Origin of the sequence: Streptomyces europaeiscabiei (genome assembly GCF_001550375.1) — a bacterium.
GTDB lineage: Bacteria > Actinomycetota > Actinomycetes > Streptomycetales > Streptomycetaceae > Streptomyces > Streptomyces europaeiscabiei.
Genome location: NZ_LRTR01000846.1, coordinates 1 through 23,063 on the forward strand (window position 1 = coordinate 1; position 23,063 = coordinate 23,063).

A 23,063-nucleotide genomic window follows, 5' to 3' on the forward strand; every position below is an offset into this window, starting at 1 on the left:
CGCGCTCGTCGGCGCGCCGGTGCGGGACGTCCGCGAGGCGATCCTCATCACCGGCGTGACCATGCGCCTGGCCCCGGCACCCGGCGGCGGCACGTTCGTCGAGGCGGCGCCCTCGGCGGATCCGCCGGGCCGAAGCAAGGGCATGCGCGGGACTCTGCTCGGCGAGGGCGGGCTGCCCCGACTGGCCCGTACGTTCAGCAGGGGTGAGAAGTGGCCGGTTCTCGTGGCGGTCAAGGAGGGCGCGGACTACACGCTCCACCTGTATCGCGACGGCCGCCTGGTGGCCGCCCACGCATGGTGGGCCGACCCGGCCGAGATGCCGACCCAGGAGGAGGCGGCGGAACGGGCGACCGTGGTGGCGGAGGCCTACGGAGTGACGGACCACCGGCCCCTCACCGCGGTGCTGCGCGGCACCGGAGATCCCCGCCGGCACGTCGACGAGGCGTTCGCGGCACTCGAACTGCCCTCGCCCCCGTCCGGCTTCGGGCACCGCTCCGAGCCCCTGGCCGAGGTGCCGGGAGCGCAACTGGTCGAGCGGCGGACGTTCTTCCGCGCGCTCAAGGAGTCGCTGTCCTCCGAGAGCGCCGGTACTTCCGGCAGCGAGCTGCCCCCACTTTCCTGACCACGTCACCCGTCACGTCCAGCAGCGCCTCCACCGTGTCCGGCGGTGGAGGCGCCGCTGTGAGGCGCAGCCAGGACTTGATAGGCAAGTGGTTGGTTGCCTATCCTGTGGTCGTGGCCGACGACCTGTTCAAAGCCTTGGCCGATCCCACCCGCCGGACCATCCTCGACGAGCTGACCGAGAAGTCCGGACAGACACTGTTCGAGATCTGTTCCCGGCTGACGATGAAGCACCAGCTCGGCATCTCGCGCCAGGCGATCTCCCAGCACCTCGCCGTGCTGGAGGCCGCCGGCCTCGTCGAGAGCAGGCGGGAGGGCCGCTACAAGTTCCACGACCTGAACACAGCCCCGCTGCGGCAGATCGCCGAGCGGTGGCTCGTGCCCGACCCATCCGGACCCCAGGAGAGCACCTCATGAAGATCCGTCTGACCAGCGTCTTCGTCGACGACCAGGCCAAGGCCGAGCACTTCTACACCGAGATCCTCGGCTTTGTGAAGAAGCACGACGTCCCGGTCGGCGAGAAGGACCGGTGGCTCACCGTCGTCTCACCCGACGAGCCCGACGGCACCGAACTCCTTCTGGAGCCCGCCGGTCATCCGGCCGTCAAGACCTACCGCGACACGCTCGTCGAGGACGGCATCCCGCTCGCCCAGTTCGCCGTGGACGACGTGCAGGCGGAGTATGAGCGCCTGCGAGGCCTCGGCGTGCGCTTCACCCAGGAACCCCTGGAGATGGGCCCCGTCACCACCGCCGTACTCGACGACACCTGCGGCAACCTGATCCAGATCGCGACACAGCCGCAGTAGGGGTCGGGCCGCGTGCGGGTCGTCCGGAGAGAGGACCGCCCCGCTCCGAACGTCGTCGATGGCGTGGTCACGACCGCGGAGTTCGCGGTGTTGTCCTCCAGCCGCTCCACATGGGTTCTCGTTCGACCACGCCGGGGCCGGCCCCGCAGGGCCGACGCGTGCAGCGATGCGCCGGGCGTCTGCAGAGAACCTGGGCGGGCCAGGTACGGCCGCTGATCCGGTGACGGCGGGAACGTGCGGCAAAGGTGCCTTACACCTCCTGCTGCCGGCGCACCATCTCGGTGATCCAGGCGGGCGCGAACGGCGACGTGCAGCCCGGGGAGGTCGGGTAGTTCTTGAGCACTTCCAGGCGCTCACCGATGTCGATCGCACGGGCGCGGTGCTCGGCGTGGTCGATACCGATCTGGGCCAGGCAGTGGTTCATCGCCCACTGCAGGCGATCCGGGGCGTCCTTCATGTCTGCCTCGATGACGTCGAGCAGTCCTGCGAGGTCGAGGCCCTCGGGCTTCTTCGCCACCCGTTCGATGGTCAGCGCCCAGCCCGCACTCGCGACCGCGGGGTCCGGGTCGCGGGACCAGGCCAGGCGAAGGTCCTCGGAGTGCGGGTTCTTCTTCACCACGTAGTTCACGAGCCAGTCGTGCACCTTGGGTGTGCGTGCCTCGCGCACCATGGCGTCCAGCTCGTCACGCCCGAACGCCTTCGGGCGGCAGATCAGGAGTGCCAGCAGTCTCGCCGAACTGTCTTCCGTCGCCCAGAGCAGGCACGCCAGTTCCTGTTGCGTCTTGAGTCGTTTCGCGAGCGCGCGCAGCTTGCCGAGGTTCACACCGTGATCGTCACCGTGTCTCTCGTTCACCTCGCGTGCCTTCGGGTCCTCGAGATCGGCCAGCTCGGCCATCACCTCGACGACCGTCGTCCCGGTCAGCGTCACCTCGGTCACCCGTCCCTCTCCCGCCTCTCACGTGGGAGATTCAGCCTATCGGTGCCGGAACGCCAGGTGTCAGCGGTCGCGGTCGCCGAGGGAGGAGGAGGCCGACAGGTGCCGCTCGGCAGCTCAGGAGCGGCCATGGACGAACCGAGGGCATCGCCGTGCCACCAAGACCCTTCGTGCCGACCGGCGCGTGTACCGCGTCAGCCGCTCTTGCCCGGCGCCGACGAGGTGGGGCCTGCCGGGCCGGCGCGGAGCATGGCCCTGTAGAGGGCGTCGTGCTCGGGTGAGGCGGGCAGGGGGCCGCGCGCGGGGGCTTCGAGGGACTGGACGATGAGGGCGACGATGCGGCGCCAGGCGTCGGGGGCGGACGCGCCGGTGGCGTTGACGACGCCGGCGTTGGCCATGTGGATGAGGACCAGGTCCGACGGGTCGAAGTCCTCTCGCAGACGACCGGTGGCCTTGGCGCGGCCGATGAGCTCGACCACGGACTCGTACGCCTCGTCGCGGCGCTTCTCCATGGCTTTGGCGGTGGGGAAGGTCATGGTCAGGACGTCGGCGAAGCCGTAGTCGGCGGCTTGCATGGCGCAGGCGGTCTCGATGTAGCAGGTGAAGCCGTGCCAGGGGTCGGGGTCGTCGAGGGCGACGGCGACCGCGTCGGTGTAGGCGTCCATCCGGTCGGAGAAGACAGCCGCGACCAGCTCCTCCTTCGCGGGGAAGTGACGGAGGATCGTCGCGATCCCCACACCCGCCTCCCGGGCCACGGAGGCCATGGAGGCGTTCAGGCCGTCGCGCGCGAACACCGAGCGTCCGGCGGCGATGATCCGCCCCCGATTGCGCTCGGCGTCCCTGCGCAGCCGAGGCGCGGCGGGGTCGTCGGGGTCTCGGGCGCCAGAGGTCATGCTGATCATCCTAGCAATCGGATTGGTCTATCCGATTTCACTCCGCTGCCGTTCGTCGCGTTGAGGGCAGGTGTCGCCCTCGCTCGGCTCAGGTCCGGGTGCGCAGCGACAGCTCCGCTCCTCCAGGTCGATCGCCCGGCCCCGGTGTCCGGCCCACCTCTTCCGTCGCGGGATCGCCGAGCCCGTCCCTTCGTCCTGCCCGGTTCGTCACCGGCGCCCTTTCCCGCGCGAGGACTTCGACCCCTCCGACCTGGTTCTGATCCACATGGCCGACGCCGGTGTCGTCTCGGGGCCGCGCGGCCGTGGGCCGACCGCGCGGCGGTGGGGCCTAGGCGGGCGAACCGGTCACGGTACTGACCGACTTGGTGACGTAGTACGTCACCTTGGCGCCGCTCCAGAAGTGGAAGGTGAGCGTCACCCGGGAGTTGTCCCGCAGTGAGTTGAAGACACCGGCGGTCAGCTTGATGGCGTCGTCGGTGTACGCCGAGAACGCGGTGTCCCACTGCTGGTACGAAGTCCAGTTCGCCGGGCCCGCGTTGCTCCCGTCGTCGTATCTGGCCTCCATGGTCGCGAGCATGTCACCGCGGAACCGTGTGGGAACGGTCAGGCCGCCGACGCCGCCCGAGGCGTTCGACAGGACCGGTCTGTCGTAGGTGATCACATCGATCCGCCACGGGACGCCTCGGGAGAACCTGGCCTCCAGCGTCGCGTTCACCCCGTACGCCCGGTCGCCGGCCAGCTGGGTCAGTGCGGTGGCCGTCAGGGTGAGCCGGTTGCCGGAGACCGTGTAGTCCCTGCCCTGAAGGAGGTTGCGGGAGCCGTGCCGCAGTCCCTGGAAGCCGGTGCCGTTCGGGTTCAGCGTGAGGTCCTGGCTGGTACTGGTGACGGTCCCCGACTTCGGGAGGAACACCATGTCGCTGGAGGCGGTCCCGGAACGGGTGGTCCAGCTCGACTTGATCTGCCCGAACAGCTCCGCGTCGCGCCACTGCAACGTGTTGCGGTTCAGGAACTGACCGGTGTCCCACGGCATGGTGGTGAAGTTCCGCCGACCGGCGTGGTCGCCCAGGAACTCGAAGTACTTCCGCTGTCCCCCGCTGGATGATGCCGGGGCGGGTGGTCGTAGGCCAGCAGGGCGTAGTCGCCGATGACGACCGGGATGCCGCGCGCGGTGAAACTGTTGTACACGCGGTCGAAGGTCGCGGTGAGGTCCTGTTCCGAGGCTGCGTCGAACCGCGTGCACCCGGTGATGTTCACGCCGAACGGCCACCAGCCGTAGAAGTGGACCGTCGTGGCCACCATGGGATCACGCAGTTCCGCCAGCTCGGCGGCCAGCGCGTCGAGGCGGCCCTGGTCGGAGCTGGTGTGCAGCGTGGGCAGCACGAGCAGCCGATTCGCGTTGCCGCCGCCGGACTCGCGGACGATCCGGTGGAATACCTTGTTGAGTTCGGCCAGCAGCCGGTAGCCCTCGTCATCACCGGACGTTGTTGCCGAACGTGGGCTCGTTGATGCTCTCCAGCACCAGCCTGGGCGACCTGTCCCGGAACTCCGCGGCTGTCTGCGTCCAGGTGGCGCGGTAGCGGGCGAGGACGGCGTCGTGGTCCGTGGAGAGGGTGTTGACCCACATCCAGGAGTCGTGGCGCATGTTGAGGAGCACGTACAGGTCTTCGTCCAGCGCCAGGTCGTCGACCTGGCGCACCTTCGCCATCCAGGCCGGGTCGATGGTGTGATCGGGCGCGGCGCCCTGGTGGATGCCCCAGGTGACAGGCAGGCGAACGCTCTGGAAGCCCTGAGACTTGACCTTCTGGAAGAGGGCCCGGGTCACCGGAGGGTTTCCCCAGGAGGTCTCGTCGGGGATGGCGTCGTAGGTGTTGCCCGGATTCCACCCGGGCTGCATGGCCACGACCGCGGTGCGGGCCGTCGGGGAACCGGCCGGGGGCACGGGCGGATCGGCGGCCCGCGCGGTGGCGGGCAGCAGGGGGAGCAGGACGAGCGCCAGGACGAGTGCCGTCAGTCTCCGTGGGGGTGAGGCGACGGCCGACGTCGTCGCGGAAGAAGCCTTGCGAGTCTTCTCGTCATCACGTGCACCTTCTGGTTGGGGGTGTGCGACACGTGGCGTCGGCCGGAGGCCGACAGAGATACAACTCAGTGAAGGAAAGTTTCGCTCTTCGCGGCGGAGAAATTAACATGACGATGTTCCGGAGACCACAGGTGCGGCGGTACGGGGTGCCAGAATGAGCCGGGCAGATCCACAAGACGGGCGGGCGACCTTGGCGGACTACGCGGCTGACGTGCCGGTGGACAGGAACGACGGGCAGGGCGACACGTCCCGGCCGGTCACGATCGCGTTCATCGCCGAGTCGGCGGGGGTCTCGGTCCCCACCGTGTCCAAGGTGATCAACGGCAAGTCCGGCGTCTCCGCCGACACGCGAGCACGCGTCGAGGAACTGGTCAACAGGTACGGCTACCGCAAGCCGACCGGCGCCAACCGGAACAACGTCGTGGAGCTCGTGTTCCGCGAGCTCAAGCACATGTGGGCGGTCGAGATCATCCGGGGTGTCGAGCGGGTGGCCCGCCAACACCGCGTGGGCGTCATGGTGTCCGAGTTCGGGCTGCATGACACGGACCCGCTCACCTGGGACGACACCGTCTCCCGGCGCCCCAACTGCGTCCTGTCCGTGGCCCAGCTCTCCGAGGTCGAGCGCGAGCAGCTCAAGGCGAAGGGCATCCCGTTCGTCGTCGTCGACCCGGCCACGGAACTGCCGGACGACGTCCCGTTCGTGGGTGCCACCAACTGGTCCGGCGGCCGGGCCGCGACCCGCCATCTGACCGAACTGGGACACCGCCGCATCGCCATGATCAGCGGCCCGCAGGACCAGCTGTACTGCTGCGCCCGCCTGGACGGATACCGCTCCGCGATGCACTTGGCCGGCCTGCCGGTCGAGCCGGAACTCGTCGTGTACGCGCCGCTCACCAGTGAGGACGGCTACGCGGCGGCGCGTTCCCTGCTGGCGCTGCCCGAGCGCCCGACAGCGGTCTTCGCCGCCAACGACCTACAGGCGCTCGGTGTCTACCAGGCGGCACGCGAGGCCGGTCTGCGCGTCCCCGACGACCTGAGCGTGGTCGGGTTCGACGACCTGCCGGTCGTGGCCTGGGTGGACCCGCCCCTGACCACCGTTCATCAACCCCTGACCGAGATGGCCGCCGCCGCGACCGAGCTGGCACTCACGCTCGGTCGGGGCGAGGCCGCACCCCAGGCCGGGCTGGAGATCGCGACGACCCTGACGGTCCGGGCCAGTACCGCTCCCCCCAGGAGCTGACCCGCGAGGTCATTGACCGTCAAGGCGGGCCGTGACTAGCCTGATTCGGGAAACTATCCGTCATGGGACGAGAAACTTTCGTAACGGCGAAAGGACCCGATGAGGGTGACGAGCGTGTCCGAGCCGGGAAGCACCATCAGTAACCCGGTGATCCCCGGCTTCTACCCCGACCCGTCCGTCTGCCGGGCGGGCGACGACTACTACCTCGCGTGCTCCAGCTTCGAGTACTTCCCCGGCATCCCCCTCTTTCACAGCCGGGACCTGGTGCACTGGACCCAGATCGGCAACGCGCTCGACCGCCCGAGCCAACTGCGCCTGCCACCGGACACCGCCTCCTCCGGGGGGATCTACGCCCCCACCCTGCGCCACCACGACGGCCGGTTCTGGCTGATCGTCACGAACGTCAGCGGCGACGGCAACCTGCTGTTCACGGCCACCGACCCGGCCGGCCCCTGGTCCGACCCGATCCGGCTGCCCGGGGTGCACGGCATCGACCCCGACATCGCCTGGGACGAGGACGGCACCTGCTGGTGCACCACCGCCGGAGTCGGACAGATACGCCTCGACCCGCACACCGGAAAGACGTTCGGTGAGCGCCGTCGGCTGTGGTCCGGCGCGCCCGGCGCCCTGGCCCCCGAAGCACCGCACCTGTACCGGATCGGCGACCACTGGTACCTGCTCATCGCCGAAGGGGGCACGGAGCGGGGCCACGCTGTCTCGATCGCCCGCGGCAGCGCGCCCACGGGCCCGTTCGAGCCCTGCCCGGCCAACCCGATCCTGACCCACCGCGGCACCGACCACCCCATCCAGAACACCGGCCACGCCGACCTGGTCCAAGGACCCGACGGCTCGTGGTGGATGGTGCTGCTCGGCGTACGGCCGGGCGGCGGCACCCCCGGCTGGCACGTACTCGGCCGGGAGACCTGTCTGGTGCCGGTCGAGTGGGTCGACGGCTGGCCCGTCGTCGGTGAACTGTCGACCGTCATGCCCGCACCGCCGTGGCCCCTCCAGCCACCCGCCGCCGCGCCGGAGCGCCGCGACGACTTCGACGTGACCGAGCTGTCGCCGCACTGGATCTCGCTGCGCCGGCGTCCCTCGGAGGACTGCACCACGAAGGAACGGCCAGGTTGGCTGACCCTGCGTGCCCGGGGTGGATCACTCGACGACGCCGACGTGACGTTCGTGGGCCGGCGGCAGCAACACCGGTCGTGCCGGGTGCGCACCCTGGTCGACGCGGCGGAAGGCCAGGGCGGCCTCGCCGTGCGCCTCGACGAGAGCCACCACTACTCCGTCGAGGTCACCTCCGGGCAGGTGCAGGTCCGCGCCCGCATCGGACCGTTGCACACCGTCGTGGCGTCCCGGCCGGTGCCCTCGGGGCCCGTGGTTCTCCGAGTCGAGACCGTCCCTGTGGAAATCATGAAGGACGCGCGCACCGGCCCCGACTTCGTCTCGCTCGGCTTCGAGGAGCCGGACGGCACCTTCGTCGAGCTCGCCTCGCTGGACGGCCGGTACCTGTCCACGGAGGTCGCCGGCGGTTTCACCGGCCGGGTCCTCGGCGTGTTCGCCTCCTCCGGCTCCGTTCACTTCGACTGGTTCGACCACGAGCCGCTGGAGGGCTGAGGCAACCGGGCCCGGACCGGCCCTCACGCGGGCGCTCCCACCCCCAACCGCTGCTGCCGACGCACGCGTTGCAGGTCCGGGTCCGGAACGGGGGCGGCCGCGACCAGGCGTCGGGTGTACTCGTGCCGCGGCCTTTCGCACACGTCGACGCTGCGTCCCTCCTCCACGATGCGCCCGTGTCGCAGTACCAGGGCGCGGGCCACGAACTCCTTGACGACGGCGAGGTCGTGGGTGATGAACAGATACGCGCACCCGAGCGTGTCCCGCAGTTCGGAGAGGAGGCTCAGCGCGGCCGCCTGGGTGGTGACGTCGAGGGCGCTGGTCGGCTCGTCGCAGATGATGAGCTTGGGCTTGCGGGCGACCGCACGGGCGATGGCGATGCGCCGGCGCTGACCTCCGCTGAACTGGGCCGGGTACCGGTCGGCCGCGTCCTTGGTCAGTCCGACGCGGCGGAGCAGCTCGCCGATGTCGTCGCTGACCTCCCGGGCCGAGCGGGCCGAGCCGACGAGCAGGGGCTCGGCCAGCGTCCGGGCCGTACGACCGCATACGCCAGGGCCCCGGCCTCGTTCCCCCCGACGCCCGCGACTGGGCGACCAGGTGCCCACGACCGGGAGAGGACCGCGTTCCGCGCCGACGGCCCGCTCCGCGCAGTCGTCGCTGCGTGGGGCGGGCCGATACGTCAGGCGGGGCGCGGCCGATCCGGTCCTGCCGGTCCGGGAGAGCTTCGGCCGAGTCCGGTCAGGGTGCCGCCGCATCGCGGACGAGGGCGGTGTCGACGAATTGTTCGAAGCGGACGATGAGTCCGCCGCGTACGACGAAGTGGTGGGCGACGCGGACGTCGATCGCTTTGGTGGTGGCCTTGTTGACGGCGGTGTAGCGGGCGAGGACGAAGACGTTCTCGCCGTCGGCGACGTAGGTGTCGTCGTGGGCGGTCCAGCCGTCCCAGTCCTGGCCGAGCTTCTCCATGACGTTGGATGTGACGCCGTCGGGGGTGCGGTAGGTGCCGGCGAGGGGGAAGCCGGCCATCTCCGTCCATTCCACGTCGGGGGCGAGGGTGGCCCGCAGGGCTTCCAGGTCGCCGGCGGCGGAGGCGAGATACTGGCGGCGTACGACGTCGGCGGGTGCGGTGGAGGTGGCGAACTCGCTCATGTTCAGCCCCACTTCATCTCGCCCTTGGCGACCTTCGCGCCGATCTGGGCGGCGATGAGCATGCCGTTGTCGGGGTAGCGCTTGACGAGGGCCTCGGTGAGGGCGGCGCCGTCGGCGGCCTTGTCCAGTTCCTCCTCGAAGGCGAGGAGGTAGTCGCGGGTGGCGGTGATGGCGGAGGCGTCGGCCGGGGTGCCGGGCAGGCGGTGGCCGGGGACGACGAGCTGCGGGGCCAGGGCGGCCATCTCGTCCAGCAGGTCGATCCAGGACGCGCGGTCACCGGGGGTGGCGGTGTCGGCGACCCAGACGTGCTCCTGCTGGAAGAGCAGGACGCCGCCGAGGAGGGCGCGGTGCTCGGCCTGCCAGAGGTAGTGGCGGTCGGGCAGGCCCGCGGGGCCGCCCCGGAGTGCGAAGAGGTGTCCTTCGAGGGTGAGGTCGCCGGTCAGCGGCTGGAGGTCGACCAGGCGGGTGGGAAGGTTCGCGCCGAGGGCGGCCCAGGCCTTGAGCTTGCCCTCGTAGGAGTGCTGGATGTGCTCGATGACGATCGGGGTGGCCACGAAGACGGCGTCGGGGAAGGCGTCGGCGATCACTTCGGCGCCGAAGTAGAAGTCGGGGTCGGCGTGGCTGACGAAGACGGTTGTCAGCGTCTTGCCGGAGTCGAGGATCTCGGCGGCCAGCCGGTGACCGTCGGCGCGGGTGAAGGCGGCGTCGACCAGCAGCGCTTCGCTCTCACCGGTGACCAGGGTGGCGGTCTTGTTCTTGCTGCCAGCCGGGAAGTCGAGGTCGAGGACCTTGAAGGACAGGGTGCTCACGGAGAACTCCTTGAGGGGGGTGGGGACGGGGAAGGTCAGGAGGCAAGAGTGGCCGCGTAGGACGCCAGCCGCTTGTCGACCTCGTCCGCGGTGGCGCGGCCGTAGGCCAGGGGAGCGACGGAGCCACCCTCGACGGCCAGCAGGGTGGGGAAGCCGGTGACACCCAGTTCGGCCGCGCGGCGGAAGTCGGCCTGGGCGGCGTCCCGCGCCTCCGACGACTCGAAGGCGGCCACGACGGCGTCGGCGTCCAGTCCGGCGGCCTCGGCGACCGCGCGATACGTTGCCGGGTCCGACAGACTTCGGCCGTCGGAGTAGAAGGCTTGCTGCACCTCCGTGGCCAGGGCCGCGGCCCGGTCGGGGGCGGCCTGACGCAGCGCGGCCACACCACGGGCGGCGGCCTCGGAGTCCATGACGAACGAACCGTCGGCGATCAACCGCTCGTAGCCCTCGCCGAACTCGGCACCGGTCAGCTCCGCGATCTGGGCGTTCGCGCCCTGGACATGGCCGAACTCGCGGATCGGCACCCGGCGCGATCCGGTGAAGAGACCGCCGGAGACCACCTCCACCTGCAGCTCGGGGTGGCGGGAGGCCACCTCGCGGAGGGTCACGGAGAAGCCGTGGGACCAGCCGCAGTAGGCGTCGAAAACGTAGACCAGCTTCATCGTGACCTCAACAAGCGCGTGACGGTCCGCCCGGTGCGGGCGATCATCTGACAGAACAGTAACTGATGTGTCAGACATTTCTGGGGTGTGCGTGAGGTGGGTCACATGGAGGTGCTTCGGGTCGGGACGCCGTGAGGGGCGTCGGCGCGCGGGTCAGGGCAGTCGGGGCAGTACGTCCCGAGCCGAATGGCTGAGGATGCGAAGATCCTCCGCGAACCGCTCGCGGTCTGCCACCGGGAGAGGGCCGAGGAAGTGCTCCTTGATGTTCTCGACATGGACCACAGCCGCGCGAACCGTCGTCTCCTCGCCCAGCGGAGTCAGCCGGACCAGCTTTCCCCGCCGGTCGACAGGGGACTCCTCCCGGGTCACCAGCCCGGCCGCCTCCATGCGGTCCACCAGGCGGGTGGCGCCGCCGGTGGTCAGGACCTGCTCCTGGGCGACGGCCCGCATGGGCAGTCCCGGCTCGCCCGCCCGCCCGAGGATCAGCAGCACCTCGAACATCAGGTGGCTGATGCCGCACTCGACTTCGAGCGCCCGCCCGAGGATGTACTCGAGCCGGTTGGCCGCCCCTTGCAGCCGCCCGAACGCGAGGACGAGTTCGTGGTCGGCGGCCTCCTTGGCCGTACTGATCCCTGCCTGCTCGCTCACGGCCGCGCCGCCCCTCTCCTGGTCCCGACCGCCACCGTACCGATCTTGCCTGCGTGAGGGGAGCGGCAGTCAACGGGACCCACCCGGGTACGGGGTGGCCGAAGGGCGTCGGGAGCGGTGCCGCCGCTCACGGCCGTGCCGGCGACACCGCCCGCCGCTATGCCCCCGGGTGCAGTCCGAGCCGGCGGGCGTCGGGTCGCCTTGACCCCGCCGAAGCAACGACGAGGCCTATCAGGAGGCGAACCCGGACAGCATCCGCGTCAGGTATGCCGAGAACACGCTGTCCGTCGGCTTCCTCGGCGACAACGTCCTCGCCCCCGTCCTCACCGACGAAGGACGCGCGGACCTGGCGTACGAGCTGCTGCACCAGGACGCGCTGCCGTCCTGGCTGTTCTCGGTGAATAGCGGTGCCACCACCGTGTGGGAACGCTGGAACTCCTACTCCGAGGACGCCGGGTTCGGCCCGGTCGGCATGAACTCCTTCAACCACTACGCCTACGGCGCGATCATGGAGTGGATGTACGCGTACATGGCGGGCATCGCCCGCGACCCGGACGGCCCCGGCTTCAAGCGCTTCGTCATGCAGCCCCATCTCGATCCCACGGGAGGACCACACGGGTCTCGGGCACCTACGCATCGCCGTACGGTGAGATCCGCAGCGCGTGGAGGTCGGGGGCGGGGGCCGGACCCTGACGTACGAGGTGGTCGTGCCCCCGCGAACAGCGAGGCCACCCTGCGTGTGCCGGCCGCCTCCGCGGACTCGGTCCGCGAGGGGCGTACCCCGCTGGCAGGTGTGGACGGCGTGCGTCTCCTCGGCCACGCGGACGGCGTGTCCTCGTACCACCTGCTTTCCGGCCGGTACCGCCTGACCACCGACCTGCGCTGACGGCGGAGGGCCCGACACCACGATGTCGTGGTGTCGGGCGCCGCCTCAGCGTGGCTCGCGGATGACGGCGACTCCTCCCGGTGGGACGGTGACCGTTCCTCCGGTCGGTGTGCCGGTGAGTGGGGCGGCCGGTGGCCAGGGCCTGGCGGGCGAGGGCGGTGGAGGCGGGGTAGCCGATGTGCGGGGCGAGCGCGGTGACGAGGCCGATGGAGCGGTGCACGCTGTCGTGGACATGTTCGCGGTTGGCGGTGATGCCGGGGGGACGCAGCGGGTGGCGAGGGTGTCGCAGGCGGCGCGCAGATGGGTCAGGGAGCGCAACAGGCTGTAGGTGATGACGGGTTCGAAGGCGTTGAGCTGGAGCTGTCCGGCCTCGGCGGCCATGGTGACGGTTGCCGATGACCTCGAAGGCGACCTGGTTGACGACTTCGGGGATCACCGGGTTCACCTTGCCGGGCATGATCGACGAACCCGCCTGTACCGGCGGCAGATCGATCTCGCCGAGCCCGGCGGTGGGTCCGGAGGAGGTCAGGCGCAGGTCGTTGCAGGTCTTGGAGAGCTTCACGGCGACGCGCTTGAGGACGCCGGAGAGTTGGACGAAGGCACCGCAGTCCTAAGTGGCCTCGATGAAGTCGCCCGCGGGCCGGACGGGTTCGCCGCTGATCCCGGCGAGATACGCGCAGGCGAGTTCGGTGTAGCGGGGATGGCCGTTGATGCCGGTGCCGATCGCGGTGCCGCCGAGGTGGGACTCCAACAGCGGGGCGGCGGCCTCGGTGAGGCGTTGGCGGTCCTCCTCGATCATGACGGCGTAGGTGGTGAACTCCTGGCCCAGCGTCATGGGGACGGCGTCCTGGAGCTGGGTGCGGCCCATCTTCAGTACGTCGCCGAACTCCGCCGCTTTCGCGGTGAACGCCGTGGCCGGCGCCCCCAGGGAGTCGCTGAGCCGGCGCAGTGGGATGACCAGTGCCAGGCGTACGGCGGTGGGGTAGACGTCGTTGGTGCTCTGGTCGTGGTTGACGTGGTCGAGAGGGTGGATCACGTCGTAGGAGCCGCGGGGGAGGCCGAGGGTTCCCAGAGCCCGGTTGGCGATGACCTCGTTGGCGTTCATGTTCGTCGAGGTGCCGGCCCCGCCCTGCAGAAGGTCGACGACGAACTGCTCGTGCAGCCGCCCTGCGCGGATCTCCTCGCACGCGCCGATGATCGCCCCCGGGATGTCCGACGTCAGCAGGCCGAGATCGCGGTTGGCCTGCGCTGCCGCCTGCTTGACCGCGGCCAGCGCGCGATCAGGTCGGGGAACTGGGCGATGGTCGAGCCGGTGATCGCGAAGTTCTCCACCACCCGCACGGTGTGCACGCCGTAGTAGGCGTCAGCGGGGACCTCCCTCTGTTGCCGTGGTGGATGTGGATCGCGCCCATGCTCAGCGTCTTCGTCCGCCGACCGCACGACACCTGCAAGTCCGGCTGGAGAATGCTCATCGCTCTGATCCCGATCGTCGGCGCGCTCTGCCACGTCGTCGGCATGACGGTGGACAGCGCCCGGGGCGCCAACCAGTACGGCCCCTCACCCAAGGCCGTGAGCTGACACGCTCTCGTGCGCAGGGCCAGGAAGCGGGCGATGTTGTGTGACCGAACATGCCACACCCTCTGTATTGCCGGCGCCCGCTTCATTGCCGGCTCCCGCCTACGCAACTGCTCTCCACCGACCGCCACGGTGACGCGGTGCGTGCCGATCACCACGCCGACGTGGCCGTGGGAGCCTGTGGACTCGGTCGCGCGCCAGTCGCTCCGGACGTGCAGGCTGATCCGTTCCTTCGACAGCACCTGTCCCGCGTTGATCAGCAGGTGGAGTAGGAGCCGGTACTCGGCGGGGGTGAGGTCGAGTGGTCTTCTGGCTCACGCCGGGTGCTGCCCGGCCACGTCGTCCAGGACCAGGTCGTCGTGACAGGGCATGCCCGCACGCGGATCGGGGCGCCGGACGTGCAACAGGACCTGGGCCCGCGCCAGGATCTCGGTCGCCCGGAAGGGCCTGGCGACGGTAGTCCACCCTTCCCCCCCCCCGCCGAGCTCGGGGAGGCAGGTGTGGAGGTAGCCGCAGGTGATGAGGAAGAGCACGGACGGCCGGTTGCCCGGTACGAGGCTGCGACCCCGGGCGCGGTCGCTGCTCTCCGGCAGGGTGGCGTCCCAGACCACCAGGTCGAACCCTGACCGCCTGAGTCGCGCCACCCCCTCGGCGGCACCGCTCGCCGTGTCCACCGGGAGCCCGTCACTCCCGTGCCCGGGTGAACTGCTCGACATCTCCGGGCTCGCCCGCCACGCCGAGAACGCTCGGGATGCTCTCCTGTGACGGCGTCGGCCCCTCATCGTTTCCGCGCAGGCCCGGACCCTCGTCGACAGCCGGTTGGGTGACCCAGGCAGGCGTACGGGCCATCGGTCACAGCGGGTCCTGCACGGCAGGTCCCAGCTTCAGCCGTTCGCTTGTGCGGGCTCGGAATCGGCCTGGGACGGTGCGGTCGGTTCCTGTGCGTCGGGAGCGGTGTAGTAGACGGATGAGCCCTGCCTTGTGCGCTGTGCGTTGCTCTTGGCGACCAGCCCTTCGAGCGTGGTGCGGACGACGTTGGTCTGGATGCGGCGCTCGGGGTGAGCCTTGGTGAGCGCGGTGGCGACCTCGGCGGCGGAGCGCGGTTCGCTCTGCTCGGTGAGGTGACGGCGGATGAGCTCGACGAGGGTGGGCTGGTTGCTCTTGGGAGCCGCGGTCTTGGGAGCCGCGGTCTTGGGGGCTGCGGTCTTCGGCGCAGCGGTCTTGGTGACTGGCTTCTTCGCCTGCTTGGCGCCCTGTGGGGGAGCGGCCTTCTCGGCCTTCTTCGCTCGCGTCCGCTTGGCGGCTTGCGGCGTGGCGGCGGTCTTCTGCCGGGGAACGGAAGGTGCGGCGACCTCGTCGGCCTCGGGAGCGGGCTCAGGTGTCACGACGCCGAGTGCCTGTTGCATGTTCGCCAGCACGCCGTGGTCCTGCTGCAGACTCAGGAGTTGGTCCTGCAGGGCGGTGATCTCCGCTTGGAGACGCTCCTGTTCCTTGGCGTTGCGCTCGAGGTCGGCGGCGACCTGGGCGGTGTACTGCGCCTTGAGATCAGTTGTTTCCGATGGTGTCTCGGTCATGGCAGTCCCTCCCGACAAACGAATGTGTTGTGTGCGGATGTTACTCACCATTGCTCGTCCGCAGTCCGTATGTCTGCATTGATTCCCACGAAGAGGGGGCGCCGCCGACGTCCGCTCATGCCGGGCCCGGCGTCGGAACGCGGGTATCGCGGCGGGAGGCGGCCGGGTAACGGGGCCCCTTCTCGCCCTGCTTCTGCAAAACCACGACGGACTTCCGGTCGTGACGGCGTCCGAGGGGCTCCGTGCCGGCTGTTTCCCCGGTCCTTCTCGAAGCGGAACGCGTACGTGCGCGCGCATCAGCCGTTCGTGCGCGGGGCCCGTGGGGACGTGCTTGGCTTTCCGAGGTGGTTGGTTCTGCAGCCGCCGGTGATGAGTGCCAGGCTTGTTCTGTATCTCGGCATTCACCGAGGTGGCGAACGTGCTCGGGCAACGGCGGCGACCGTCACAGGCCCCGGACACGGCCATGATGTGTCGGAAGGTGGCAGACAGTGAGCACAAAGCCCTTCTCCGAGGACGACCCGCGCGTCACGCCGTACATCTGTGTCGACGGCGCGGCGGCCGGGATCGACTTCTACGTCGCTGTCCTCGGCGCTACGGAACGCATGCGCATGGCGTCACCCGACGGCAAGATCCACCACGCAGAGCTGCAGATCGGCAACTCGGTCGTCATGGTCGCGGACGAGTTCCCGGAGCTGGGGTTCCGCGGGCCGAAAGCGCTCGGCGGCACGCCGGTGCACCTGTACGTGTACGTCGAGGACGTGGACGCGGTCTTCGCCGAGGCCATCACCAGGGGCGCCACCGAGCTGGCCGCGGTCAAGGACGAGTTCTACGGCGACCGGGTCGGGCAGTTCGAGGACCCCTTCGGTCATCGGTGGCACGTCGCCTCGCATGTGGAGGACATCTCGCCGGAGGAGATGGAGAAACGGGCCAGGGAGGCCATGCCCGGCTGAGTGGGAAGCCCCCGGGCCCTCCGGTCGGGGTGCCTATCCGAAGCGGATTGCCATAGGGGTCCCCGCAACTGGATCTCGCGTGCCCAAGGCGGGTTCTCGCACCCACACCGAACTCGACGGCGATGACGTCGACATCGTGGACACGCAGACAGACCGACATGTCGGGGCGGGCGTCCCCGGTGTGCTCGGACAGGAACAACGTCACTCGGCCTTGTGGGAGGCGCCCGGGCCGCGATGCGCGAATCTCCGTTGCCGAGGAGGCTCGCCGCCCGCGATCCTGGGGACATGAGGTACATCAAATGCAGCTGACGCTTCGTCTGTTCAGGCCCCGGACCGGTCCCCACGAACACCGTGTCGTCCAACCCAGGCAGCCCCTTCGCCACACCTCGCTGCGCGCTCCCCACCCCATCGGCATGCTGCTCGGAGACCACGACGGCCTGAACCGGCTCGCGGGCCTGCTCTCCTTCGCCGCCTACTCCCGGCACACCATCGTCCACGTACCGCTGCGCGACAGCCTGCCGCCCGACGAGGGTGTCGGCGAGCTGGTCGACCTCGTCCTGGCCCACCACACGCTCGGCCTGCGCCCCAGCAAATGGCCCGAGTTGCGGCGCAAGCTGGTCAACGGCACTCAGCTGACCGCCCGCACCGACGAGGCACGCACCACCCGGGACGCGACCTCCTGGCGCGAACGCTGCGAACGGGCCGACAACCGGGACGAGTTGCGGCACGCCACCCACGCCCGAACGTTTTTCCTGTTCGGCAGCCGGGACGTCTTCGCCGAGACCGCCACCTCCCTCGCCCACGCGGCGGGCTGGGGACCGCACCGGAAAGGCGTCACCAAGGGGCACTCAGCGCTGATGACGGCGCTCCCGGCACTGGTCCAGCCACCCGGCGGCGGGCACCCCCTGGAGGTGCTGGTCTGCTTCAAACCGTATCCGCCCTACGCCCACTTCAGGCGCCCGGGGCGATGAGCCGACCGCAGGCTGCCGGCACTCGCGGACGGCGACATGGCCCAGTCCGAGGATCAGCGGCGCCTCGGCCACCGGAAGGTCGAGCAGTAGGCTGCCGTCACTGGGCAACTGGCTTTTCGCGTACGGCTGTTGCACCGAGCGCCGCCATTCTCCGGGACACCCGGAGGGTCATTGTCAGTGCCCGGTGATAGGAAACTGCGATGACCCAGACCGCCGCCTTCGAAGAACTGCTCACCTTGATCCAGGACCGCTCCGCCGCCCTGCGCGGCAGTGTCGCGGACTCTCCCGATCCGGACGTCCGTGTCCCCAGTTGCCCTGACTGGTCGCTCCGCGACCTCGTCGAACACCTCACCGAGGTGCACCGGTTCTGGGCGGCGGCGGTCGTGGCCGGCCCCAGTGAGAAGCCGCCGACCGTGGCAGCGGCCGGTGACGCGTTGCCGGACAACCTCCTGGATCGTTCGGCAGCAGCCACCCAGGAGCTGATCGCCGCCCTGCGAGCCGCAGGTCCCGCCAAGAGCTGCTGGACGTGGTGGGTCGGAACCGACGTCCCGACGACGAGTGGTGCCGTGGCGCGCCATCAGGTCCAGGAGGCCGCTGTCCACGCCTTCGACGCCGAGCTGGCCACCGGAACTCCCCAGCCAGTCCCGGAAGTTGTCGCACTCGACGGCATAGCCGAGTTCATCGGCGTCAGCCACGGCACCGCCGGCCCTTGGCCGCATGAGCCGACCCGGGTCGGCCTGCACGCATCCGAGGGTGAGTCATGGCTGCTCGACCTGGCGGCGCCCGGATCGCATGCCGACCATGACCCACACGAGAGGACGGCCGACCTGCACGGAACAGCGAGCGACCTGTTGCTCACCCTGCACGGCCGCCTTCCCCTCGACAGCCTGCGAAGCGAGGGTGACCGCACCACTCTGGAGAACCTCCTGCGCTGGCCCGACCTGGATTGACGTACCAACCCGCCCACACCGGAATGATCACCGCTACGACCGCTACGCGAGCAGAGAGGCACCACCCATGGGCCCGTCGACGACGCCTACTCCTCTGCCGAGGGACACGAAGATACTGTCCATCGGGCTGCACCCGGGCGTGCTCGACTACAGTCGGATGCCCGACGGCCTCGACGAGGCGGAGTTCACCACCCGGATCGCGGCCGCGAACGCGGCGCTGCGTGAGGCGGGGTTCAACACCGTCTCGTGCCTGATCGACACCTCTCCGGACCGCGCCGAGGCGACCGTCCGTAGGTATCTTCACGAGCATACGTTCGGCTTGGCGATGATCGGCGGTGGTGTACGTATGCTGCCGGAGAACACCCTCCTGTTCGAGCGGCTGGTCAACGTCCTCAGCGAGGCGGCTCCCGGGATCCGGCTGTGCTTCAACACGGCGCCGGAGAACACGGTCGAGGCGCTGGGGCGGTGGGTCCGGGAGTAGGCGTGGCTGTGCAGCCGTACGCATGGCGCGCATTCCAGGCAGTGTTGCGGCGCACCCTCGGCGACTTCGGGCTCGACGTCCTCGCGCGCCGGATCGCAGGCGCATGCACGTATGGGGAGAGGCCGTGTGGTCGAGGCTCCGGTTCGAGACTCTTCCGCACGGGTCCCGATGACGGCTTGGACACCCATGCCTGGGCGCGGTTGAGAGAGGAGCCATAGAAAGTCGGGTGGTCAGCGCAGACCCTCTTCCGCTTTCCATCCCCAGACAGTGAGCATGCCGGCCGACAGCGCGGCGCAGTCGTCGGAGCCCAGGTACCGGACCGCCGCGTCGATGGCCTTGTCGTCGACCAGTCCCGTGGCGAGCATCGGGCCTCTGCCGCGCTCCCACGTGTCCGCCCAGAAGCGGCTGATGGGACTGCCCGGCAGCAGCGGCGGCACATGGATCTCGGCAGCGACGGACACGAGCCCCACCCCGCGCAGCAGGTGCGGGTACGACGGTACCCAGGAGACGTCGGTGCCGATGGTGGCCCGCAGCCCGTGCCACATCGCCCGCATCGCCGCGGTGTACGGCGTTCCGGGTGTCCGGTCGCTCGTCAGGTCGAGCGCGTCGCTGAGCACCAACACACCGCCGGGCGCGACAAGTTCGGCCAACGTCGCGATCACGTGGTCACGTTCGGGCAGGTGCATCAGCAGAAAGCGCGCGTGAACGAGCCGGAACCGGCCGGGAGCGAAGTCCGGGGCGGTGACGTCGGCCTCCAGCACGTCCAGCCCGGGCACGGGTCGCGCGCTGAGGAAACGTACGTCGCGGTCCACAGCGAGCACGCTCGCAACCCCGGCCTCGTCCAGCAGCCGACGGGAGACCGTGCCCGTGCCGGCACCCAGGTCGAGGCAACTCCACCCCGGGCCGACCCCGAGTGCCCGCAGCCGCGCCATGGTGGTGTCGTCGTAGGCGAGGGCGCCGAAGTCGATGCGCTCGCCCTCGCCCGTCTGTTCCGGACGGAAGACGGCCTCGCCGTAGCGGCCGCCGCTCGACGCGTCCCTGTCCTGAGCGCCGGTCACCTCGCACTCGGTGTGACGCCGGAGGTGTGGCCCTTGCCGAGCTCCAGTGACCGGTCGGAGAGGGACCGGAACAGCGGGTCGTCGAACGCTTTCATGGCCGGACCTCTTCATAGCGTGGGGCATTGCCGGACGACCCGTCCTCAGGGCCGCCACCCCACCGATCCTCCCCGTGCGGCCGTCCGCACGGCCGAGGCGCGCCGTGCCTGAGCCGATCGGCCCTCGGGGCGCGGCGACGAAGCAGCCGAGTCGGCCCGACCGGCAGGCGCCTACGCACAGTGGGGGCACTGGACCAGATATGCAGGCGGAAACCACGCATAGTCACCTGATGGGGCGGGGCATCCGGACGACCGCAGTCCCTCCGGCCAGATCCACCGTCGTTCGGTTCGGCGGCGCTCCGTCGTCCTGGTTGTCCGGCAGGACCAGTGCAGACTGCCGCTCTTTGAGCTCGTTCTGCTTGCCCGGCGAAAAACTCGCGTGCAACTGCTCGAACCCGGTCGATGATATCTGCCCCTGACGGGCGCTGTTCCGCCACGGCAGCGCTCCGGACCGTCCCGCGCGCAACAGCAGTTGGTCGACGAAGGCCAGCATGGTCAACGCGATGACCAGCCCGGGCAGAGTCATGAAGAAGACGAATTCCATGCCTTCAGTATTCGTCGTCACAGGACAGCCCGCGGCACGCCCCACAACTTCCGTCCGTATCCCGGCCATAGCGCCATGCGCGTGCGACCCGGCCTTGCCAAGAAGTAGGCCCTGGCTGGGGGTGGGCGTCGTTGATTCCGCGGGTGCCTCACCTCGACCAGCACCGCAGCCGAGGGTGACGACCGGAATCGGCATCGAGGGCTGCCACCAGCCACTCGTGCACCTCCCGAGGCCGCTGTACCGCCTTCGCCGGCGCTCCCTCGCTGTCCGGACCAGCGCACCACTCGGCGCAGCGGCCTCCGCCCCAGACGCCTCCCCGGTGTACATCGAGGCCGTCCCGCTCGCGCCGGGCCGTCCGAGGTCGCCCAATGGTGGCCAAGGACAACCGACGACAACCTCTGGGCGGCTGACGTGCTCACCGCCCTTGACCAGTAAGAACTTTGCTCACCAAGACCCCGACAGGACCCAGGCCAAGGGGAAGCCTTGGCTCGCCGGTAGCCTTCGACGGCGGGCGCCACAGGTGAGGGGCAGTAAGTGACGCAGGGCAGCAACCCGGACTATCAGGTGGGCGACATACTTCGGGTGTCGTGTGCGCCGACCCCGGCGCGGGTCACGGAGGTATCGAAATACCATGTGTCGATCGAGTGGCCATGGGGAGAAGTCGATCCTGACTCGCGACACGGCTGGAACGGCCGATTCGCTCTTCCTGCCGAACCCGACGGCCAGGAGTGGTCACTCTTGCGAACGGAACAGGCCCCACGGACCCTGAAGCCGGACGACACCTGCCTCGTCGGCATCCCAGAGACATTGGTACGCGTCATCGATGTCGGGCACTACGACCCGCCCATCGACACCGGTCGGCTGCCTCGGCCCCACACCTTGCTGATCGTGCTTCCTGTCGATGGCCCCAGAGGCGAAGGAAACCGCGAAGACGAAGGGGACACGATCGAGCTGGAATCGGCTGCGCCCGTCGCGATGGAACGAGTTCCGCAGAACGGCTCCCGCTAGTACCGCCGGGCGTCTCGACCTGCGTTGCACAACGACGGGCTGGCCCCCATCCGAGCCGAGGAAGGGTTCCGCCATGAGGGCCGACGGTGATCGAACCGTCGGCCGGGCGTGCACACGGCATCCAGGTGCCGGGTACGCGCGCCACCTGCGACCACCACCACTTCGACCTGAGCATTCGTTCGCTCGGCCTTGCCTTCTCCTCTGCCGAGCCCCGCACCTGGCCGTTGCGCGCCGACAGCGTCACGGGCGACGGCCGCTGCCTGATCAACCACTCCCGCGACTGCCTCGACCGTGAACTTGCCTACCCCGCCACAGTCCGGGCCATGAGAGAACACCCACAGGGCGGCGTACCCCGACGGGTCGGAGTACGCCGCCCTCGGGCGGGATGAGCTGCGGGAGACAGGTGGGCGTGGTCGTCCCGGCTACTTCGGGTCGCGGTTGAAAACCGACTTCGACCAGAAGTAGCCGAGCGCGGAGAGGCCCAGGCACCAGGCGAGGGCGAGCCACCCGTTGTGGCCGATCTCGGTGCCGAGCAGCAGACCGCGCACGGTCTCGATGGCCGGCGTGAAGGGCTGGTACTCGGCGATCGGCTGGAACCAGCCCGGCATCGCGTCGATCGGCACGAAGGTGCTGGAGATGAGCGGCAGGAAGATCAGCGGCAGCGCGTTGTTGCTGGCCGCCTCCACGTTCGGGCTGACCAGGCCCATGCCGACCGCGATCCAGGTGAGCGCCACGGCGAACAGCGCGAGCAGCCCGAACGCCGCCAGCCACTCCAGAGCCGTTGCTTCCGTGGAACGGAAGCCGATGGCCACGCCGACCGCGCCCACGAGGGCCACGCTGGCGATGGACTGCAGCACACTGCCGACGACGTGCCCGATGAGGAAGGAGCCGCGGTGGATCGACATCGTGCGGAAGCGGGCGATGATGCCCTCCGTCATGTCCATGGACACGGACACCGCGGTGCCGACGACGCTGCTGCCGATGGTCATCAGCAGGACACCCGGCACGAGGTAGGCGATGTAGGCGGAGCGGTCGGCGTCGTTGCCGCCGATGCCCGCGCTCATCACGTCTCCGAAGATGTAGACGAAGAGCAGCAGCAACATGATCGGCGTGAGCAGCACGTTCAGGGTGAGGGACGGATAGCGGCGCGCGTGCAGGAGGTTGCGGCGCAGCATCGTGGACGAGTCGCGCACGGCGAGAGAGAGGGAACTCATCGGACAGCCTCCTTGGGCTGGCTGGGCTGGCTGGGCTGGGTGGGGACGGTGGTCCCGCTGGTCAGGGCGAAGAACACGTCGTCGAGGTCGGGGGTGTGCACGGTGAGTTCGTCGGCCTCGATCCCGGCGGAGTCCAGCCAGTCGAGGATGGAGCGCAGTTCGTGCTGGGTGCCGCCGCTGGGGAGCTGCAGGGCGAGGGCCTCGTCGTCCCGGGTCGCCTCTCCCAGCGCGGAGGCGGCGGACCGGTAGGCGGCCGGGTCGGTGAAGCGGAGCCGGACGTGGCCGCCGGGGACGAGGC

At 69.8% G+C, this 23,063-nt stretch carries 26 protein-coding genes and 6 pseudogenes; 13 read left to right on the forward strand and 19 right to left on the reverse strand.

Annotated elements, in window-relative coordinates; translation table 11 throughout:
• The 3 genes and pseudogenes from AWZ10_RS42895 to AWZ10_RS42905 all read left to right on the forward strand — a co-directional run.
• Window positions 1-622, forward strand: a pseudogene (locus AWZ10_RS42895) (hypothetical protein); the annotation flags it as partial.
• A gap of 113 nt (window positions 623-735) precedes the next feature.
• Complete coding sequence (locus AWZ10_RS42900) at window positions 736-1,038, forward strand: ArsR/SmtB family transcription factor (RefSeq protein ID WP_046703614.1); 303 nt, start codon at window positions 736-738, stop codon at window positions 1,036-1,038.
• Window positions 1,035-1,427, forward strand: a complete 393-nt coding sequence (locus AWZ10_RS42905; RefSeq protein WP_037692354.1) for a VOC family protein — start codon at window positions 1,035-1,037, stop codon at window positions 1,425-1,427. Before AWZ10_RS42900 ends, AWZ10_RS42905 begins: the two co-directional genes overlap by 4 nt.
• Before the next feature lie 250 nt (window positions 1,428-1,677).
• Here the strand turns inward: AWZ10_RS42905 and AWZ10_RS42910 are convergent, their stop codons facing one another.
• The 5 genes from AWZ10_RS42910 to AWZ10_RS55635 form a co-directional block, all read right to left on the reverse strand.
• Window positions 1,678-2,322, reverse strand: a complete 645-nt coding sequence (locus AWZ10_RS42910; RefSeq protein ID WP_199845732.1) for a DNA alkylation repair protein — start codon at window positions 2,320-2,322, stop codon at window positions 1,678-1,680.
• 233 nt (window positions 2,323-2,555) lie between these two features.
• Window positions 2,556-3,254 carry a TetR/AcrR family transcriptional regulator gene (locus tag AWZ10_RS42915; protein ID WP_046703613.1) on the reverse strand — a complete coding sequence of 233 codons (699 nt, stop codon included), beginning with the start codon at window positions 3,252-3,254 and terminating at the stop codon, window positions 2,556-2,558.
• Between the two features lie 328 nt (window positions 3,255-3,582).
• Complete coding sequence (locus tag AWZ10_RS55625; protein ID WP_319111844.1) at window positions 3,583-4,284, reverse strand: X2-like carbohydrate binding domain-containing protein; 702 nt, start codon at window positions 4,282-4,284, stop codon at window positions 3,583-3,585.
• The gene (locus AWZ10_RS55630) at window positions 4,257-4,709 is read right to left on the reverse strand and encodes a cellulase family glycosylhydrolase (protein WP_319326327.1); all 453 of its coding nucleotides are present in this window, start codon (window positions 4,707-4,709) and stop codon (window positions 4,257-4,259) included. Before AWZ10_RS55630 ends, AWZ10_RS55625 begins: the two co-directional genes overlap by 28 nt.
• Before the next feature lie 16 nt (window positions 4,710-4,725).
• Window positions 4,726-5,193 carry a glycoside hydrolase family 5 protein gene (locus AWZ10_RS55635; RefSeq protein WP_319111843.1) on the reverse strand — a complete coding sequence of 156 codons (468 nt, stop codon included), beginning with the start codon at window positions 5,191-5,193 and terminating at the stop codon, window positions 4,726-4,728.
• Window positions 5,194-5,485: 292 nt separating this feature from the next.
• Between AWZ10_RS55635 and AWZ10_RS42925 the strand changes: the two genes are divergently transcribed.
• Together AWZ10_RS42925 and AWZ10_RS42930 are read left to right on the forward strand one after the other, a co-directional pair.
• A complete protein-coding gene (locus AWZ10_RS42925) occupies window positions 5,486-6,571 on the forward strand; it encodes a LacI family DNA-binding transcriptional regulator (protein ID WP_046703571.1) in 1,086 nt (361 codons plus the stop codon).
• Between the two features lie 99 nt (window positions 6,572-6,670).
• A complete protein-coding gene (locus tag AWZ10_RS42930; RefSeq protein ID WP_046703570.1) occupies window positions 6,671-8,191 on the forward strand; it encodes a glycoside hydrolase family 43 protein in 1,521 nt (506 codons plus the stop codon).
• Window positions 8,192-8,214: 23 nt separating this feature from the next.
• Here AWZ10_RS42930 and AWZ10_RS42935 read toward each other — a convergent pair whose 3' ends face one another.
• The 5 genes from AWZ10_RS42935 to AWZ10_RS42955 form a co-directional block, all read right to left on the reverse strand.
• Entirely contained in the window at window positions 8,215-8,946 is a 732-nt protein-coding gene (locus AWZ10_RS42935) for an ATP-binding cassette domain-containing protein (RefSeq protein ID WP_234360624.1), read from the reverse strand.
• Window positions 8,930-9,340: a nuclear transport factor 2 family protein gene (locus AWZ10_RS42940; protein ID WP_208618659.1), complete on the reverse strand. Its 411-nt coding sequence runs from the start codon at window positions 9,338-9,340 to the stop codon at window positions 8,930-8,932. Before AWZ10_RS42940 ends, AWZ10_RS42935 begins: the two co-directional genes overlap by 17 nt.
• Before the next feature lie 2 nt (window positions 9,341-9,342).
• Window positions 9,343-10,149, reverse strand: a complete 807-nt coding sequence (locus AWZ10_RS42945) for an MBL fold metallo-hydrolase (RefSeq protein WP_046703568.1) — start codon at window positions 10,147-10,149, stop codon at window positions 9,343-9,345.
• 35 nt (window positions 10,150-10,184) lie between these two features.
• Complete coding sequence (locus tag AWZ10_RS42950) at window positions 10,185-10,811, reverse strand: DsbA family protein (RefSeq protein WP_046703567.1); 627 nt, start codon at window positions 10,809-10,811, stop codon at window positions 10,185-10,187.
• Window positions 10,812-10,964: 153 nt separating this feature from the next.
• Window positions 10,965-11,459 (reverse strand): MarR family winged helix-turn-helix transcriptional regulator, encoded by a 495-nt coding sequence (locus AWZ10_RS42955; RefSeq protein ID WP_046703566.1) that lies wholly within the window; start codon window positions 11,457-11,459, stop codon window positions 10,965-10,967.
• Window positions 11,460-11,676: 217 nt separating this feature from the next.
• Here AWZ10_RS42955 and AWZ10_RS49440 point away from each other — a divergent pair.
• Window positions 11,677-12,345, forward strand: a pseudogene (locus AWZ10_RS49440) (alpha-L-rhamnosidase-related protein); the annotation flags it as partial.
• Window positions 12,346-12,469: 124 nt separating this feature from the next.
• Here the strand turns inward: AWZ10_RS49440 and AWZ10_RS42965 are convergent.
• Window positions 12,470-13,785: pseudogene (locus AWZ10_RS42965) on the reverse strand (aspartate ammonia-lyase); the annotation flags it as partial.
• Between AWZ10_RS42965 and AWZ10_RS49445 the strand changes: the two are divergent.
• Window positions 13,690-13,923 carry a DUF805 domain-containing protein gene (locus AWZ10_RS49445; RefSeq protein ID WP_244172755.1) on the forward strand — a complete coding sequence of 78 codons (234 nt, stop codon included), beginning with the start codon at window positions 13,690-13,692 and terminating at the stop codon, window positions 13,921-13,923. The pseudogene AWZ10_RS42965 and the gene AWZ10_RS49445 sit on opposite strands and share 96 nt — an antisense overlap.
• 203 nt (window positions 13,924-14,126) lie before the next feature.
• Here the strand turns inward: AWZ10_RS49445 and AWZ10_RS55640 are convergent.
• From AWZ10_RS55640 to AWZ10_RS42980, 3 genes and pseudogenes are all read right to left on the reverse strand, one after another.
• Window positions 14,127-14,216: pseudogene (locus tag AWZ10_RS55640) on the reverse strand (response regulator transcription factor); the annotation flags it as partial.
• Between the two features lie 18 nt (window positions 14,217-14,234).
• Complete coding sequence (locus AWZ10_RS42975; protein ID WP_060893846.1) at window positions 14,235-14,594, reverse strand: hypothetical protein; 360 nt, start codon at window positions 14,592-14,594, stop codon at window positions 14,235-14,237.
• 210 nt (window positions 14,595-14,804) lie between these two features.
• Window positions 14,805-15,494 (reverse strand): hypothetical protein, encoded by a 690-nt coding sequence (locus AWZ10_RS42980; protein WP_046703561.1) that lies wholly within the window; start codon window positions 15,492-15,494, stop codon window positions 14,805-14,807.
• A gap of 488 nt (window positions 15,495-15,982) precedes the next feature.
• Between AWZ10_RS42980 and AWZ10_RS42985 the strand changes: the two genes are divergently transcribed.
• Window positions 15,983-16,444 (forward strand): VOC family protein, encoded by a 462-nt coding sequence (locus AWZ10_RS42985; protein WP_060893847.1) that lies wholly within the window; start codon window positions 15,983-15,985, stop codon window positions 16,442-16,444.
• A gap of 22 nt (window positions 16,445-16,466) precedes the next feature.
• On the opposite strand, the pseudogene AWZ10_RS54795 reads toward AWZ10_RS42985, so the two are convergent.
• Window positions 16,467-16,658, reverse strand: a pseudogene (locus AWZ10_RS54795) (VOC family protein); the annotation flags it as partial.
• An 85-nt stretch (window positions 16,659-16,743) separates the two neighbouring features.
• On the opposite strand from AWZ10_RS54795, the gene AWZ10_RS42990 reads away from it, so the two are divergent.
• From AWZ10_RS42990 to AWZ10_RS43000, 3 genes are all read left to right on the forward strand, one after another.
• Window positions 16,744-17,415, forward strand: coding sequence for a hypothetical protein (locus AWZ10_RS42990; RefSeq protein WP_060893848.1), 672 nt, complete (start codon window positions 16,744-16,746; stop codon window positions 17,413-17,415).
• A 200-nt stretch (window positions 17,416-17,615) separates the two neighbouring features.
• Entirely contained in the window at window positions 17,616-18,365 is a 750-nt protein-coding gene (locus AWZ10_RS42995; RefSeq protein ID WP_060893849.1) for a maleylpyruvate isomerase family mycothiol-dependent enzyme, read from the forward strand.
• A 139-nt stretch (window positions 18,366-18,504) separates the two neighbouring features.
• The gene (locus AWZ10_RS43000) at window positions 18,505-18,846 is read left to right on the forward strand and encodes a hypothetical protein (RefSeq protein ID WP_244172756.1); all 342 of its coding nucleotides are present in this window, start codon (window positions 18,505-18,507) and stop codon (window positions 18,844-18,846) included.
• A gap of 230 nt (window positions 18,847-19,076) precedes the next feature.
• Here the strand turns inward: AWZ10_RS43000 and AWZ10_RS43005 are convergent, their stop codons facing one another.
• Together AWZ10_RS43005 and AWZ10_RS43010 are read right to left on the reverse strand one after the other, a co-directional pair.
• Window positions 19,077-19,904 carry a class I SAM-dependent methyltransferase gene (locus tag AWZ10_RS43005; RefSeq protein ID WP_060893851.1) on the reverse strand — a complete coding sequence of 276 codons (828 nt, stop codon included), beginning with the start codon at window positions 19,902-19,904 and terminating at the stop codon, window positions 19,077-19,079.
• Window positions 19,905-20,222: 318 nt separating this feature from the next.
• Window positions 20,223-20,543 carry a DUF6191 domain-containing protein gene (locus AWZ10_RS43010; RefSeq protein ID WP_046703557.1) on the reverse strand — a complete coding sequence of 107 codons (321 nt, stop codon included), beginning with the start codon at window positions 20,541-20,543 and terminating at the stop codon, window positions 20,223-20,225.
• A gap of 534 nt (window positions 20,544-21,077) precedes the next feature.
• On the opposite strand from AWZ10_RS43010, the gene AWZ10_RS52025 reads away from it, so the two are divergent.
• Entirely contained in the window at window positions 21,078-21,551 is a 474-nt protein-coding gene (locus AWZ10_RS52025) for a hypothetical protein (RefSeq protein ID WP_159058565.1), read from the forward strand.
• 86 nt (window positions 21,552-21,637) lie between these two features.
• Window positions 21,638-21,940, forward strand: a complete 303-nt coding sequence (locus AWZ10_RS52030; protein WP_060902596.1) for a hypothetical protein — start codon at window positions 21,638-21,640, stop codon at window positions 21,938-21,940.
• A 33-nt stretch (window positions 21,941-21,973) separates the two neighbouring features.
• On the opposite strand, the gene AWZ10_RS43020 is transcribed toward AWZ10_RS52030, so the two are convergent.
• Together AWZ10_RS43020 and AWZ10_RS43025 are read right to left on the reverse strand one after the other, a co-directional pair.
• On the reverse strand, window positions 21,974-22,765 hold the full coding sequence (locus AWZ10_RS43020; protein WP_060893853.1) for an ABC transporter permease: 792 nt from the start codon (window positions 22,763-22,765) through the stop codon (window positions 21,974-21,976).
• Window positions 22,762-23,063, reverse strand: a pseudogene (locus AWZ10_RS43025) (ABC transporter); the annotation flags it as partial. The pseudogene AWZ10_RS43025 and the gene AWZ10_RS43020, both read right to left, overlap by 4 nt.

What these genes read in the sequence shown, in the direction of transcription:
- AWZ10_RS42905 (WP_037692354.1), top strand. Translation starts at nt 1,035, where the DNA reads ATGAAGATCCGTCTGACCAGCGTCTTCGTCGACGACCAGGCCAAGGCC.
- AWZ10_RS42910 (WP_199845732.1), bottom strand. Translation starts at nt 2,322, where the DNA reads ATGGCCGAGCTGGCCGATCTCGAGGACCCGAAGGCACGCGAGGTGAAC.
- AWZ10_RS42915 (WP_046703613.1), bottom strand. Translation starts at nt 3,254, where the DNA reads ATGACCTCTGGCGCCCGAGACCCCGACGACCCCGCCGCGCCTCGGCTG.
- AWZ10_RS55625 (WP_319111844.1), bottom strand. Translation starts at nt 4,284, where the DNA reads ATGCCGTGGGACACCGGTCAGTTCCTGAACCGCAACACGTTGCAGTGG.
- AWZ10_RS42925 (WP_046703571.1), top strand. Translation starts at nt 5,486, where the DNA reads ATGAGCCGGGCAGATCCACAAGACGGGCGGGCGACCTTGGCGGACTAC.
- AWZ10_RS42930 (WP_046703570.1), top strand. Translation starts at nt 6,671, where the DNA reads ATGAGGGTGACGAGCGTGTCCGAGCCGGGAAGCACCATCAGTAACCCG.
- AWZ10_RS42935 (WP_234360624.1), bottom strand. Translation starts at nt 8,946, where the DNA reads ATGCGGCGGCACCCTGACCGGACTCGGCCGAAGCTCTCCCGGACCGGC.
- AWZ10_RS42940 (WP_208618659.1), bottom strand. Translation starts at nt 9,340, where the DNA reads ATGAGCGAGTTCGCCACCTCCACCGCACCCGCCGACGTCGTACGCCGC.
- AWZ10_RS42950 (WP_046703567.1), bottom strand. Translation starts at nt 10,811, where the DNA reads ATGAAGCTGGTCTACGTTTTCGACGCCTACTGCGGCTGGTCCCACGGC.
- AWZ10_RS42980 (WP_046703561.1), bottom strand. Translation starts at nt 15,494, where the DNA reads ATGACCGAGACACCATCGGAAACAACTGATCTCAAGGCGCAGTACACC.
- AWZ10_RS42990 (WP_060893848.1), top strand. Translation starts at nt 16,744, where the DNA reads ATGCAGCTGACGCTTCGTCTGTTCAGGCCCCGGACCGGTCCCCACGAA.
- AWZ10_RS42995 (WP_060893849.1), top strand. Translation starts at nt 17,616, where the DNA reads ATGACCCAGACCGCCGCCTTCGAAGAACTGCTCACCTTGATCCAGGAC.
- AWZ10_RS43010 (WP_046703557.1), bottom strand. Translation starts at nt 20,543, where the DNA reads ATGGAATTCGTCTTCTTCATGACTCTGCCCGGGCTGGTCATCGCGTTG.
- AWZ10_RS43020 (WP_060893853.1), bottom strand. Translation starts at nt 22,765, where the DNA reads ATGAGTTCCCTCTCTCTCGCCGTGCGCGACTCGTCCACGATGCTGCGC.